14 protein-coding genes are annotated in these 13,530 nt (G+C 70.0%); 12 read left to right on the forward strand and 2 right to left on the reverse strand.

What is annotated here, in order from left to right; translation table 11 throughout:
- The first annotated feature begins 77 nt into the window (after positions 1-77).
- Genes ACNS84_RS07585 through ACNS84_RS07600 form a run of 4 tightly spaced genes read left to right on the forward strand, consistent with a single transcriptional unit; the run spans position 78 to position 3,628 of the window.
- Positions 78-812 carry a ribulose-1,5-bisphosphate 5-phosphatase gene (locus ACNS84_RS07585; RefSeq protein ID WP_435074237.1) on the forward strand — a complete coding sequence of 245 codons (735 nt, stop codon included), beginning with the start codon at positions 78-80 and terminating at the stop codon, positions 810-812.
- Positions 809-1,483, forward strand: a complete 675-nt coding sequence (locus ACNS84_RS07590) for a ribulose-1-phosphate aldolase (protein ID WP_435074238.1) — start codon at positions 809-811, stop codon at positions 1,481-1,483. The genes ACNS84_RS07585 and ACNS84_RS07590 overlap by 4 nt, the downstream gene beginning before the upstream one ends.
- A gap of 58 nt (positions 1,484-1,541) precedes the next feature.
- On the forward strand, positions 1,542-2,513 hold the full coding sequence (locus tag ACNS84_RS07595) for a ribose 1,5-bisphosphate isomerase (protein ID WP_435074239.1): 972 nt from the start codon (positions 1,542-1,544) through the stop codon (positions 2,511-2,513).
- Positions 2,510-3,628 (forward strand): ATP-dependent ribose-1-phosphate kinase, encoded by a 1,119-nt coding sequence (locus tag ACNS84_RS07600; protein ID WP_435074240.1) that lies wholly within the window; start codon positions 2,510-2,512, stop codon positions 3,626-3,628. Before ACNS84_RS07595 ends, ACNS84_RS07600 begins: the two co-directional genes overlap by 4 nt.
- A 39-nt stretch (positions 3,629-3,667) precedes the next feature.
- Here ACNS84_RS07600 and ACNS84_RS07605 read toward each other — a convergent pair whose 3' ends face one another.
- Positions 3,668-4,753: an asparaginase gene (locus tag ACNS84_RS07605; RefSeq protein ID WP_435074241.1), complete on the reverse strand. Its 1,086-nt coding sequence runs from the start codon at positions 4,751-4,753 to the stop codon at positions 3,668-3,670.
- A gap of 294 nt (positions 4,754-5,047) precedes the next feature.
- Between ACNS84_RS07605 and ACNS84_RS07610 the strand changes: the two genes are divergently transcribed.
- From ACNS84_RS07610 to ACNS84_RS07620, 3 genes are all read left to right on the forward strand, one after another.
- Positions 5,048-5,269, forward strand: a complete 222-nt coding sequence (locus tag ACNS84_RS07610; RefSeq protein WP_435074242.1) for a DUF8028 family protein — start codon at positions 5,048-5,050, stop codon at positions 5,267-5,269.
- A gap of 157 nt (positions 5,270-5,426) precedes the next feature.
- Complete coding sequence (locus ACNS84_RS07615) at positions 5,427-7,085, forward strand: DUF255 domain-containing protein (RefSeq protein WP_435074243.1); 1,659 nt, start codon at positions 5,427-5,429, stop codon at positions 7,083-7,085.
- 143 nt (positions 7,086-7,228) lie between these two features.
- Complete coding sequence (locus ACNS84_RS07620; RefSeq protein ID WP_435074244.1) at positions 7,229-8,035, forward strand: TrmB family transcriptional regulator; 807 nt, start codon at positions 7,229-7,231, stop codon at positions 8,033-8,035.
- Positions 8,036-8,095: 60 nt separating this feature from the next.
- On the opposite strand, the gene mptA is transcribed toward ACNS84_RS07620, so the two are convergent.
- Positions 8,096-9,025, reverse strand: a complete 930-nt coding sequence (gene mptA, locus ACNS84_RS07625; RefSeq protein WP_435074245.1) for a GTP cyclohydrolase MptA — start codon at positions 9,023-9,025, stop codon at positions 8,096-8,098.
- 248 nt (positions 9,026-9,273) lie between these two features.
- On the opposite strand from mptA, the gene ACNS84_RS07630 reads away from it, so the two are divergent.
- From ACNS84_RS07630 to glmM, 5 genes are all read left to right on the forward strand, one after another.
- Positions 9,274-9,567, forward strand: a complete 294-nt coding sequence (locus tag ACNS84_RS07630) for a 50S ribosomal protein L21e (RefSeq protein ID WP_092564854.1) — start codon at positions 9,274-9,276, stop codon at positions 9,565-9,567.
- A 1-nt stretch (position 9,568) separates the two neighbouring features.
- The gene (locus ACNS84_RS07635) at positions 9,569-9,925 is read left to right on the forward strand and encodes an RNA polymerase Rpb4 family protein (RefSeq protein ID WP_435074246.1); all 357 of its coding nucleotides are present in this window, start codon (positions 9,569-9,571) and stop codon (positions 9,923-9,925) included.
- An 86-nt stretch (positions 9,926-10,011) separates the two neighbouring features.
- Positions 10,012-10,854, forward strand: coding sequence for an eIF2B alpha/beta/delta subunit family protein (locus tag ACNS84_RS07640; protein WP_435074247.1), 843 nt, complete (start codon positions 10,012-10,014; stop codon positions 10,852-10,854).
- A 124-nt stretch (positions 10,855-10,978) separates the two neighbouring features.
- Positions 10,979-11,938: a DUF7260 family protein gene (locus ACNS84_RS07645; RefSeq protein ID WP_435074248.1), complete on the forward strand. Its 960-nt coding sequence runs from the start codon at positions 10,979-10,981 to the stop codon at positions 11,936-11,938.
- A gap of 190 nt (positions 11,939-12,128) precedes the next feature.
- Positions 12,129-13,505: a phosphoglucosamine mutase gene (glmM, locus tag ACNS84_RS07650; protein ID WP_435074249.1), complete on the forward strand. Its 1,377-nt coding sequence runs from the start codon at positions 12,129-12,131 to the stop codon at positions 13,503-13,505.
- Positions 13,506-13,530 lie beyond the last annotated feature (25 nt).

Below are 13,530 nucleotides of genomic sequence, written 5' to 3' on the forward strand. Positions count from 1 at the left end.
CCGCTCGGCGAGGGCGGGCGACCGCTCGGCACACCTCGTCGACCCATATTTAAGTCTCCCCCCGGCCGAGTGTGGACATGAGCTACGAGGCGGTGTGTTTCGACCTCGACAACACCCTGTACCCGTACCCGCCCTGCAACGAGGCGGGCAAGCGGGCGGCGCTCTCGGCGTTCCGAGAGCACGGGTACGAGATGGACCGCGAGACGTTCGACGATCTGTACACGACTGCGCGGCAGGCGACGAAGCGCGAGACCGGCGGCACCGCCGCCTCGCACAATCGGCACCTCTACTTTCAGCGTGCGCTCCGTCGCCACGCGGACGGGCACGACGCCGCGACCGCACTCGCGCTCGGCGACGCCTACTGGGAAGGATACGCGAGCGAAATGACGCTCTGTGATGGCGTCGAGCGCGTGTTCGACGCCCTCGCGTCGGCGGGAACCCACGTCGCTATCGTGACGAACCTCACGGCCCGCGTCCAACTGCAGAAGCTCGCTCGCCTCGGGATAGACGACCGGATAGACCGCCTCGTCACCTCCGAAGAGGTGGGTCGCGAGAAGCCGAGCGCGCTCCCGTTCACGGCCGCGCTCGCGGCGTTCGACTGCCGACCGAGCGAGGCGCTGATGGTCGGCGACAACGTCGGCGCCGACGTCGGCGGCGCGAACGCGGTCGGAATGGACACGGCGCTGTTCGACGCGGGGGCGACCGCCGTCGACGGCGACGGCGACCCCGAAGCGACGGACGACCGGCAGGGGATCCGGCAGCCGGACTACCGACTGGACGCCTTCGCCGACCTGACGGAGGTGGCGCTGTGACCTGGGACGCGACGGACCCCGACCCGGACCTGCTCCGCGACGCCCGCGAGGCGGTCGTTGAGTACGCGCCGGCGCTCGCCGATCTGACGCCCGGTCGGACCGGGAACCTCAGTGTCCGCGACGGCGACGCGGTCGCGGTGACGCCGACGGGCGTCCCGTACGACTCCTTCGACGCCGACGACGTGCCGGTCGTCGGCCTCGACGGCGAGCGGCTGGCCGGCCGGATGGCACCGTCGAGCGAGGTGCCGATGCATACGGGCATTTATAAGCACGACCGGCCGGGAGCGGTCGTCCACACTCACTCGCCGTGGGCGACGACGATGGCGACGCTCGGGCGGAAGCTGCCGCCCGTTCACTACATGATCGTCTCGGTCGGCCGAGAGGTCCCGCTCGCCGACTACGCGCCGTACGGGACCGAGGAATTGGCCGCGAACGTCGTCGGTGCGATGGCCGCGGCCGACTCCGATGCGGCTATCCTCGCGAATCACGGACTCGTGGTGACCGGCCCGGACCTGGAGACCGCAGTCGAGAACACCCGCCACGTGGAGGACCTCTGCCGGCTCTACCTCCGGGCGTCGGCGGTCGGCGAGCCGAACGTCCTCACCGACGACCAACTGGCGACCGTCGAGGAGCGGTTCGAGAGCTACGGACAGCAGCCGGACGCCGAGTAGGGGCGGCTCGGCGACAGTCGCCCGGTTATATAAATACCCGGACGGCTACCGGATCGGTATGCCCGAGTACGAGCCGGCGGCCGAGGTGCGCGAGACCGCCGAGAAGATCGCGACGATGGAGATCCGCGGTGCGGCGACCATCGCGTCGGCGGCGGCCGAGGCGCTCGCCGAGCAGGCCGGCGCGGCCGCGGCGAGCGGACCGACCGCGACAGACCCGGACGCGTTTCGCGCGTCGATGCGCGCCGCGGCCAGGGCCCTCCACGAGACGCGGCCGACCGCCGTTTCGCTGCCGAACGCCCTCCGATACGTCCTCCAGCGGATGGAGGGCGACGACGTCGACGCGCTCCGCCGGAGCGTGGTCGACGCGAGCGAGGCGTTCGTCCGCCAGCTCGACCGCGCGCAAGAGGACCTCGGACGGGTGGGCGCGAACCGCCTCGCCGACGGCGACACGGTGATGACGCACTGCCACTCGACGGACGCGCTCGCGTGCATCGAGGCGGCCGTCGAGCAGGGGAAGTCGATCTCGGCGGTCGTCAAGGAGACCCGTCCGCGCCAGCAGGGCCACATCACCGCCGAAGCGCTTCGCGACGTTGACGTCCCGGTCACCCTCATCGTCGACTCCGCGGCGCGGCGGTACCTCGACGAGGTCGACCACGTCGTCGTCGGCGCCGACTCCATCGCCGCGGACGGCGGCGTGATCAACAAGATCGGCACCTCTGGGCTCGCGGTCAACGCCCGCGAACGCGGCGTGCCGATCATGACCGCCGCCCAGACGATCAAGCTTCACCCGGAGACGCTCACGGGCCACACCGTCGAAATCGAGATGCGGTCGGAAGACGAGGTGATCGATCCCGGGACCCGCGAGGAGATCGGCGAGATCGACGTCGAGAACCCGGCGTTCGACGTGACGCCGCCGCGGTACATGGACGCGATCGTCACCGAGCAGGGCCAGTTCCCGCCCGAGAGCATCGTGACGCTGATGCGCGAGCTGTTCGGCGAGGGCGCCGCGGAGCCGTGGGCGGAGCCATGAGCGGGCGTGACGAGGATGACGAGGATGGAGAAAGCGAGGTCGGCGACGACTGGGAGGAGGAGGTCGCGGAGTGGGACGAGGAGGTCTCCGAGTGGGAGGACGACACCATCGACGACGACTCCATCGACGACGACCCCGACCTCGTGCCCGACGAGTCTTCTCGCACGCCGAAGGTGATCGCCGCGGGCCACATCAACTGGGACGTGACGATCCACGTCGATCAGCTGCCGGAGCCGGACGGCGAGACGCGGATCACTCGCCTCGAACAGTCCGGAGGCGGGAGCGCCGCGAACGTCGCGGTCGGACTCGTCGACCTGGGCGGCCAGTCGGTCGTGTACGGGAGCGTCGGCGGCGACGAGTCGGGCGCGCTCGCGCTCCGCGAACTCGCGAGCGCCGGCGTCGACCCCGGACATGTGCTCGTCGATGCCGACGAACCCACCTCGGTGAAGTACGTGATCGTCGACGGCGGCGGCGAGCTGTTGATGCTGGCGAACGACGGCGCCAACGAGTCGTTCACGGCCGCCGGGCTCGACCGCGACACCCTCGCGGCCGCCGACCACCTGCATCTCACGGGCCAGGAGCCGGAGACGGCGGCCGCGCTGGCGACCGCCGCGAGCGAGGCAGGCGCGACCCGCAGCTTCGACCCCGGTCGGCGCGTCGGCGACAGGGCGTTCGACGCCGCGCTCCACGCCAGCGACGTGCTCTTTTTAAATGCCCCCGAGGCGGACGCGCTGGCCGACTCGACCGACATCGATCCGTGGGAGCCCGACGATCGCGTGGTCGCGATCAAGCTCGGGAGCGAGGGCGCGACGATACGGACGCCTCACGGCGACGTCTCTCACCCCGGTTTCGGTGTCGACCCGATCGACACGACCGGCGCGGGAGACGCGTTCGCGGCCGGGTTCCTCGGCGCGGCCCTCCGCGAGCCTGACATCGTCGACGGCGGCTTCTCGCACGACCCGCGCGACTACCAGGTACCGCTGCTCGTCGCCAACGCCTGCGGCGCCGTCGCGGCCGAAACGGTGACCGCCCGGGCGGACCTCTCGTGGGATCGGGTCCGCGACGTCATGGGCGAGTCCCCGGAGTCGGACCTGCTGATCGAGGTCCGCGTCTAGACGGGGTCAACGACGACCCGTCGAACGCGTCACGGGCGCTCAGTCTTCTCCGGGCGCCTCGAACAGATCGCCGAGCACGTCACCCTCGCCGCCTTCCTCATCGCGGTCGAGGCCGGCAGCGAGCCCGAGCGCGAGCGCAATCCGCGCTTTCGACGCCGGGAGCGCGCCGGCGAACGTCACGCCGTGCTCTGCCAGCGTAACCGCGCCGCCGGGAGTCCCGTACACCGGTTCGGTCGGACCCGCCGGGGGGCGTCCGGCGACGACGACCGAGACCTCCGGGAGTGCATCGGCGACGGCATCGCCGATAGCGCTCGTCGCGTTGCCGAGGCCCGTCCCTTCGATCACGAGTCCGCTGACCCCGGCGTCGACCGCGCGTTCGACCGCGCCCGCGCCGACGCCCGTCCCGGAGTGGATCACGGGCACCTCCGGCACGGCCTCGGCGTCGTCGATAGCGTCGGCGAGCGGGGGGACGTCGACCCCGCGCCGCGGCTCACGAACGAGTCGCGATCCGGCGCGCGTGAAGGTCGCGACCGGACCGGTCCCGGGCGAGGTCATCGTCGACAGCGCGTTGCTGTGCCCCTTGATCACGTCGCGGGCGGCGTGCAGTTCGTCGTCGAACGCGACGTGGACGCCCGGCGCGAAGCGGTCGTCAGCGGCGGCCCGGACCGCGAGTGTCAGATTCGCGGGCGCGTCGCTGGACGCCTCGTCGAGCCGGCGCTGCGCCCCGGTGACGATCACCGGCGCGTCGAGGTCGGTGAGCAGGTCGAGCGCGAACGCGGTGTCGGCGAGCGTGTCGGTGCCGTGGGTGACGACGACGCCGTCCGCGCCGCTCTCAACTTCTTCGCGCGCGGCGGCCGCGGTCGCGAGGACGTCGCGCCAGCGGACGTCGAACCCGGGCTGTGCGCAGACCTCGCGGGCGCTCACGGTTGCGTATCGCTCGACGCCCGGTACCGCCGCGACGAGGTCGTCGCCGGTCTTCGCCGGCGCCGCGCCGCCGTCGTTCGGTTCGGACGCGATGGTGCCGCCGCAGGCGACGACGGCGACGCGCGGCTTCGGCCCCCCGTCGGTCACGGGTCGTCCCCGGTCGTGCGCCCCGCACTCCGCCGTCGACTCGGTGTCGGTCATACCCCTCGGTTCGCTCGGAGGACCAAAGCGGTTGGTTCCGCGGCAGGTGCGCGCGCCGTCGCCTCGGCGCCGTCGGCGCCTCCAAACCGCGGACGATCCGCGGATCGACGCGAGTCGCCGCTGTTGATCGCACGGATTCGCATATTCTCCAGAAAAAGGATGAGATGCGGATATGAACGATTAAAACGTTTCTGAGGCGTTTTTAAAACGTCCCTACCGGTCGAGAAACGTGGTGAAAACCCCCGAACCCTCGCCCGGCTATATGAGGTCCCCCGTCGTAGAGAGAATCGTCTAATGTCGATCCCCGCTCCAACGCGCCTCGCCTCCGGCCGACGGGTCGCCGGGCTGATGACCGGCACGGTAAAAGCCGCGGCCTTCTGGGCCGCAATCGCCATCCCGGCCACGTATCCCGTGCTGCTGTACATGGGACTCGACGGCGGCGCCGGACTGCTGTTCATCGGCCTGCTGTTCGCGAACGCGCTGGCGCTCGCGATCGGACACGACCACAAGCGCTGACCGGCAACCCGCTGACCTGCGAGGCGTCGCCCTCCAGACGCACCGGATCGTTCGAACGCTCCCTCCTCCCCCGTGCGCTTCCATCGTCGCTCGGCCTCGACGCCGTCCTCCGGCCCCGTCTCGAAGCGCTTACCCACTGGCCGACCCGACTCTCGGTATGACCGACGAGATGCACGTCGAGTGGCGTGATTGGGGGCCCGAGGCGTTCGCCGAGGCGGACGAGCGCGACCGCCCGGTCCTCCTCTCGCTGTCCGCCACCTGGTGCGAGGGCTGTCACGAGATGGACGCCGTCACGTACGCCGAGCCCCGGATCGCCGCCAACGTCAACGAGGGGTTCGTTCCCGTCCGGGTCGACGTCGACCGCCACCCCCGAGTGCGTGAGCGGTACAACATGGGCGGGTTCCCGACGACGGCGTTTCTCACCCCCGACGGCGAACTCCTCACCGGCGCGGGCTATCTCAACGTCGACGGGATGCGTCAGGTGCTCGAGTCCGTCCGACAGCTGTGGACCGACAAGGGTCGCTCGGCCGGGCGGGTCCCCCGCGCGCTCGACGCCGACCTCCCGCCTCACGGGGACCTGAGCGATGCCATCGAGAGCCACCTCGCCGGGCAGGTGGAGGTGAAGTACGACGAGGAGTACGCCGGCTGGGGGACGGACGCCAAGTTCCCGCTTCCCCGCACCGTCGAGTTCGCGCTGAAGCGAGACCGCGACCGCGCCCTCCGGACGCTCGACGCGGTGCGCGACCACCTCGCCGACGACGTCGCCGGCGGCTTCTTCCGGTTCGCGGGGACCCGCGACTGGGGCGACGTCGCCTACGAGAAGCCCGTCGACACGAACGCGGCGGTCACCCGAGCGTTCGCGAACGCCTACCTCTACACCGGCGACGAGGCCTACCTGGCGCCCGCGACAGACGCGGTCGACTTCCTCACCGACGACCTCTGGACCGGCTACGGCGTCGGCGGCAGCCTTGGACCCGGGCTCGGCCGCGCTTACTACGCCGCGCCCGCCGACGACCGCGCCGATCTCGACTCGCCCCGTCGCGATCTGACCGTCTTCGCCGGCGGGAACGCGCTCGCGGCCGACGCGTTGCTCGCGGTCGCCGCGTACACCGACGACGAGCACGCTCGCGAATACGCCGACCGGATCCTCGACGGCCTCGAACGCGATCTGATCGACGCCGACACGGGCGAGGTGACGCACTACCGCGGCAGCGACGAAGTCGGGGAGTCGGACCTGCTCGACGACGTCGCCCGCGTCGTCGGCGCGTACGTGCGGGCCGCCGGTGTCCTCGGCGAGGGCGCCGACGTCGCCCGTTCGGTCGCGGACCGGGCGATAGATCGACTTCGCGTCGACGGCTCGTTCGTGGACGGCCCCCGGTCGGGAGCGGGACTGCTCGACCGTCCGTTCCGCCCACTTGATGGCAACGTCGAGTTCGCGACCGCGCTGCTCGACCTGGCCGCCCTGACCGGCGAGGACCGCTACCGCGAGGTCGCCCGCGAGACCGCGGCGTCGTTCGCGGGGGCCACGGATCGACTCGGCGTGCAGGTCGCCGGCTACGGGAGTCTCGTCGGGCGACTGCTCCGCGGCACGACCGTCATCGCGGTCGGCGACGAACCGGGGAGCGACCTCCACCGCGCCGCGTGGCGGGTCGCGGACCACGAGAAGGTCGTCGCGCCGAACGCCCACGCGGAGGGGTCGCCGGCGCCGCGCTCGGTCCCCGCCGGGTCGGCGGTCGTGCTCGCCGGCGACGTGGTCTCCGACCCGGCGGAAACGCCTGACGAGTTGATGCGCCGGATCGCCGACACCGCCGAATAGCACGCGAAACAGAACGTTCTCGCCGGCAGCAAACCGGCTCTGTCGGTTCGGTCGACCGTGGTCCGGAACCGGTGTGCGCCTTCCCACCCTAACCGCGTGTAAACGGACGACGCGTTTATGCCACTGCCGCCAGATCAAATGGTATGGCATCTCTCCGGGATCTGGGGCTTTCCGAGTACGAGGCGCGCGCGTACCGGGCCCTGCTTCGTACCGGACCGACGACGGCGAAGGACCTCTCGCGAGCCAGCGAGGTTCCGATGGGGCGGGTGTACGACGTGTTAAACAGCTTAGAGCAGCACAACCTCGTCCGGAGCCAGGCAGCCAGCCGACCGAAGAAGTACGCCGCCGTCGAGCCCGACGCCGCGCTCGACCGCCTACTCGAGGAGAAGAAGCGTGAGCTCCAGACGCAGTCGGAGCAGTACGAGGAGGTCGTCGCCGACCTCTCGACGGAGCTCGACGCGGGGGAACCGGTCGACGGACAGTTTTGGACCGCGGCGGTCGGTGCGGAGGAGGCCACGGACCTCCTCTTAGAGCGGATCGCGGCCGCCGAGCGCCGGATGGTTGTGGTCGCCGGCGCGCCTGCGACCGGATTCGATCTCGGGACCATCGGCGAGCAAGTGACGAACCAGCTAGAGGAGGCGCTGGAACGAGGCGTCGAGATCCGGGTGCTGCTGTCGCCGGAGGCGGTGGACGCGTTGCCACGGAGCGTCGGCCGACGCTACACCGCCGAACTCTCGCAGGTCGACGGGTTCGAAGTTCGGACGACGCCCGGGGTCGACGGGACGTTCAACCTCTTCGACGGGATCGAGGTGTGCATCGAAGTGCCTCACCCCCTCTCGGGAGACGAGCCGTTCGCGATGATCGACGTGAAGGACGCGGAGTTCGCGACGAGCGTCAAAGAGCAGTTCGAGCCGCGGTGGGCGGACGCGGAGCCGCTGTCGTTCGGGTGACGTCGGTCGAGGAGCTTCCGGTCGAGGAGAGTTCGGTCGGTTCGCGAACCTCGGGCCGGCTCAGCGGGCGTTCAGTTCGGTCCGCAGGTCCCGCATCGTGACCTCGCGCTCGGCGTGGGCGTTGTGTTGGTGGATCGATTCGTCGTTCGACTGTTTCATGTGCACCACGGCGTCGTCCGGGAGGTGGTCGAACTCCTCGACCGTCCCCTCCGCGAGCGCGCGAACGCAGTCCTCGACGAACTTTGCGTCGGCGTGCGCCTCGTAGGTCATGTGGTCCTCGTCGGGCCGTTTCGCCATGTTGTAGATCCGGGCGCTCATCGAGTCGCGAGCCACGTCGATCAGGTCGCGGAGGTCGATGTCGGGATGGCCGTCGGTGGTGACGGTGAGCGTCGCGTGACCGCGCTGGGAGTGGCCCGGCTGTGGGACGGCGTCGAGGAACTCCTCGGTCGTCTCCTCGTCGACGCCCAGTTCGGCGAGTTTGTCGCGGGCGCGGGACTCGCTCATCCCCTGCGAGCAGGGACAGACGGTCATCCCGGTGACTTCCGCGCCGATCTCCTCTCGGGTTCCCTCTTCGGTCGCGGTCGCGCTGGCGATGATCGTCGACGTGCTCTGCGTCTCGATCCCGGACGCCGGCGTGTTCTCACGGGTGACCAGCTCCGCGGTCATGGAGACCTCGGCGGTGGTCGTGTAGTCGTGTTTCTCCAAGAGTCGTTCGGCGGCGTCGCCGCAGACGTCCTCGACGCGGTACGCCTCCTCGCGGGTGATATCCTCTAATATCTCGTCGATCGTCGCGAGGTTCCGCGACATGTCGATCCCCTTGCGACCGCTCGGCAGGTCGACGAACACCTCGAACTCGGCCATGAGGACGATGGGGCGCTGGTCTTCCCGGGCGAGTTTGACGAGTTTCTCCACGCCGGTGACGCCGACCTGCGAGAGCCCGACGCTGACGTCGGGTGCCGACGCCTGAACGTCGGGCAACTGATGACTCATTACGAAGCGGGTAGGGAACTCCCGGGATTAGCACTTTCGATAGGGGGCCTTGCGTAGGGTAGTTCTCTCGCCCGCTCCGGGGGTCTCTCGACCGTCGGCCAGCGGGATCCGGAGCGCCGCCATCGACGTCTCGGCGGGTGCCGTCGCCGACGCGTACAGCCGGCCCGACTCGCGGTGTGGTACCCGCTCCCGGGCGACGGTCGTAACGCACCATTTATACCTGCGGCAGCGGAACGTAGCCCAAGACCATGCCGAGTTCCAATGGGCCCCAGAAGGCGACCCGCGACAAGCTCTCGAACAAACCGCGCGACCGCGGCACGTCGCCGCCGCAGCGAGCCATTCAGGAGTTCGAGGCCGGCTCGCAGGTCCACCTCAAGATCGACCCCAGCGTGCAGGAGGGTCGGTTCCACCCGCGCTTCGACGGTCGCACCGGTACCGTCGTGGGGAAGCAGGGCGCCGCGTTCAAAGTCGAGATTCCAGACGGCGGGAAGACGAAGACGCTCATCGTCCGCGCCGCCCACATGAGCGCCCAGCAGAACTGAGATGACGATCTTCAAAGAGAAGGTCGACGAGGAGTACGTCACCATCTCCGAGGCGAAGGAAATCCTCGTGGACATCGAGGCAGAGCGCGCCGAGGACGAGGACCGTGACCTCCGCTACGAGCTCGCCCGCGCCATCGAGCACGTCAACCGGTTCGCTCGGCTCGACGCCGACGAGTCCCGCGATCTCGTCGAAGAGCTGACGGAGCTCGAACAGATCGACTTGCCGACCGCGGTAAAGATCGCCGACCTCCTCCCCGCGGATCGCACCGAACTGCGCTCGGTGTTCGCCCAAGAGCGCTACTCACTGGACGGCGACGAACTCGACGACGTGCTCGACGTCGTCGCGAAGTACGCCTGAAACAGGGTCGTGCGAACCGTTTTCTCTCGAAACCCGACCGACGAGACCCCGGAATCCCTTTGAACGGCCGTGACGAGTGTTCTCCTATGATCGACGAGACCGTCGCCGAGATCCGGGCGATGCAGACCCACAGCACGTCGGCGGTGGCAGTGAAGGCGACGCAGGCGCTCGCTGAGCTTCTCGACCGCGAGTACGTGACCGTTGACGAGTTCGAGCGCGACTTAGAGCACAACGCGGGCGTGCTCCGCCGGTCGAACCCCTCGCACGCCGCGCTCCACAACGCGATGCGCGATGTCGAGCGCTCAATCATCGGCGAGCCCACCGGCGTCGAGGACGCGAAACAGCTCCTCGAGGACACGATCGACCGCGTCGTCGACGATATCGAGACGGCGAAGGGCAAGGCCGCGGCCATCGCGGCCGAGCGCATCGAGGACGGCGACACGCTGCTGGTCCACGACTACTCGACGACGGTGCTGGAGTCCATCGAGAATGCCGCCCGCGACGGCGCGCACCTGACAGTCTACGTCACGGAGGCGCGTCCGAGAACGCTCGGCCGGAAGACGGCGCGCGTGCTCGCTGGCATATCCCGCGTCGATGTCCGCATGGTCGTCGACAGCGCCATGGGGTACGCGCTCCGCGACTGCGACCACGTCCTCCTCGGGATTACCTGTATCACCGGCGGCACGTACTACAACCGGATCGGGACGTTCCCCGTGGTCGTCACCGCGCGCGAACTCGGCGTCCCGGTGACGGTGGTCGGCTCGGGCGCGAAGACGATCGAGGAGTTCCGCTTCGAGAACGAGTTCCGCGACGCGGTCGAGGTGATGCGCGAACCTGTCGAGGACGTCGTGATCGAGAACCCGAGCTACGACGCGACCCCAATCGGGATGATCGACACCGTGATCACCGACGACGGCGTCGTCGAGTAAGTCGCCTGCCCGCTCGGCCGCTCTCGCTCGCCTCCTTGCAATTTCCCCGTTCCGCTGCGTCCCATAGATTCCGGGCCGATGAGCGACGGAAGTGATTTGTGCATGGGGTGTGTTAACTAATCCTATGAGCGCGCACGCAGGCACTGCGACCGCCTTCCGGATCCCGACGATGGACCCGGCGGCGACGGCTGAGTGCACGACCCTCTCGTGTGAGGCCGGCGCGGCGGTGACCGCACCGGTCGTGGTCGCCACGGTCGTCGCCGTCGGTCTCGGGGCGTTCCTCGCGTTCGCGTACGTCCACGACGCCATCGATGCCGACCGACGCGAGCGGCGGCGCGTGCTCGCCGAGCGCGACGCTTTCGAGGCGTTCGCCGACCGCGTCGCCGCCCTCGACTCGGCGCCCCCCGAATCGACGACGTCTGGGCTCAATGGGTCGGCGGTCGCGGTCCGCACCGTCGACAGGGTCGGCCCCGCCGGCGACGTGCGACTCAGGCGCGTGCTGGCGGCGTACCGCGATACGGTGATGTCGGTGCCCCACTACCGACAGGAGTACGACGAGACGGTCACGGAGAGCCTCGCGGCTGAGCTGGGTCCGGACACGACGGTCGCGCTGGCGTCGGACGGCACCCTCTGTGCGGGATCGAAGTCGGCGCTCGTCAGGCGCGGCCGGCGGGCGGCCGAGGCGCGCTCGTCGCTCGCCGACGCGATCGGCGAGGAGATCGACTCGCTCCGAGCGTTCGAAGACGACCTCTCCCGCGTCGATCGGCGGCGTCGGTGCCTCATCGAACACCTCGACGGCATCTCCGGCTCCGGAGCCGACGCGGCGATCGACGTCTGGGAGCGGCTCGACGACCTCGAACGGGAGTGCGACGAGATCGCGGCAAACCGACAGACGACGCTGTCCGACCCGCCGATGTCCCCGGTCGGCGCGGTCGACACCGGGGGAGATCGCGGGTTCTACGAGTACCTGTACGCCCCGATTGACGGGCCGCGATATCCCGTGCTGGCAGCGGTCTCGGAGCTCGCGGAGCGGATACGTACCGATCGCGACTGCGTCGCGAACCGGCTCGCGAGCGCCCGGTAGCCGGGCACACGCCGGTCGTCTCCTTGCGGACCCGTCGGAGCGTACTCGTCACCCCGAGCGGCCGGTACGCTGCGGCTACTAATGGCACGTGGGCACCCACCGAACCCACATGATGATTCACCTCCCCGGGGGTTGCGACCGATCGACCGGACCCGACCGCCACCGAACCGACCGCGGCGGGCGGTAACCGATGTTCGGAACGAGCGGCGTCCGCGGTCGAGTCGGATCCGACGTCACCGCCGACCTCGCGCTCGACATTGCGCGCGCGCTCGCGACTGACGCGGACCGGGTCGTGGTCGGTCGCGACGTCAGGGACTCCGGCCGGGCGCTCGTCGACGCGCTCTGCGCCGGACTGACCGAGTGCGGCGCGGACGTGATCGACGTGGGAACGGCGTCGACGCCGACGATCGCTCGGGCGATAGGCTCCCGAGACGCGGACGCCGGCGTCGCGGTCACCGCCTCGCACAATCCGCCACAGGACAACGGGATCAAGCTGTGGACGCCGTCCGGTCAAGCGTTCGACGAGACGCAGCTGGCGGCGATCGAGCGCCGCGTCGACTCGGAGGTGACACCGTTCGCCGACTGGGATGGACACGGTGACCGGACCCGATGGGACGGCGCGGCGGACGCGCACAGGCGTACGCTCTTGGAGGTCGGTCGACGCCGAGCGGCGGCCGCGGGCGTCGAACTCGACGGCTTCCACGCCGTCGTCGACGTGGGGAACGGGACCGGCGGGATCACCGCCGACGTCCTCCACGAACTCGGTGCGACCGTCGAGACGCTCAACGCGCAGCCCGACGGCCGTTTTCCGGGACGGCCGAGCGAGCCGACCGCGGAGGCCTGCACCGGGCTGATCGCCCACGTCGCAGCGCGTGGCGCCGACCTCGGAATCGCGCACGACGGCGACGCGGACCGGATGATGGCCGTCGACGACACGGGCCGGTTCCGCTCGGGGGACGAGCTCCTGACCGTGTTCGCGCTCCAGGCGGTAGCCGCCGGGGACCGCGTCGCCGCGCCCGTTGACACGAGCCTCGCGGTCGACGACGCGCTTGCGGCACGCGGAGCGTCGGTGGTGCGAACCCGCGTCGGGGACGCGTACGTCGCCGATCGGACCCGCGAGGAGGGCGTCGTGTTCGGCGGCGAACCCTCCGGCGCGTGGATCTTCCCGACCGAGACCCGCTGTCCCGACGGCCCGCTCGCCGCCGTCGCGCTCGCGGTGTTGGCGGCGGACCGACCACTCTCAGAGCGCGCCGACGAACTTCCCACCTATCCCATCCGTCGCGAAGCGATCGAGACGACACGGACGGAGGCGACGATGGCTGCCGTGACCGAGCGGGTCCGCGAGTCGTACGACGACGTGACCGGGATCGACGGCGTCCGCGTCGAGGTCGACGACGGCTGGTTCCTGATCCGGGCCTCGGGGACTCAGCCGCTGATCCGCGTGACCGCGGAGGCGCGTGATCCTGAGACGGCGGACCGGATCCGCTCGACGGCCAGATCGTTCGTCGTCGACGCTATCGCCGACCTCGACGACAGTACGACCACCGACTCAGACGCGGACGAGTGAGCGCGGGCCTCGACCGACCGCCCGC

Origin of the sequence: Halorubrum wangae (assembly GCF_051194135.1) — an archaeon.
GTDB lineage: Archaea > Halobacteriota > Halobacteria > Halobacteriales > Haloferacaceae > Halorubrum.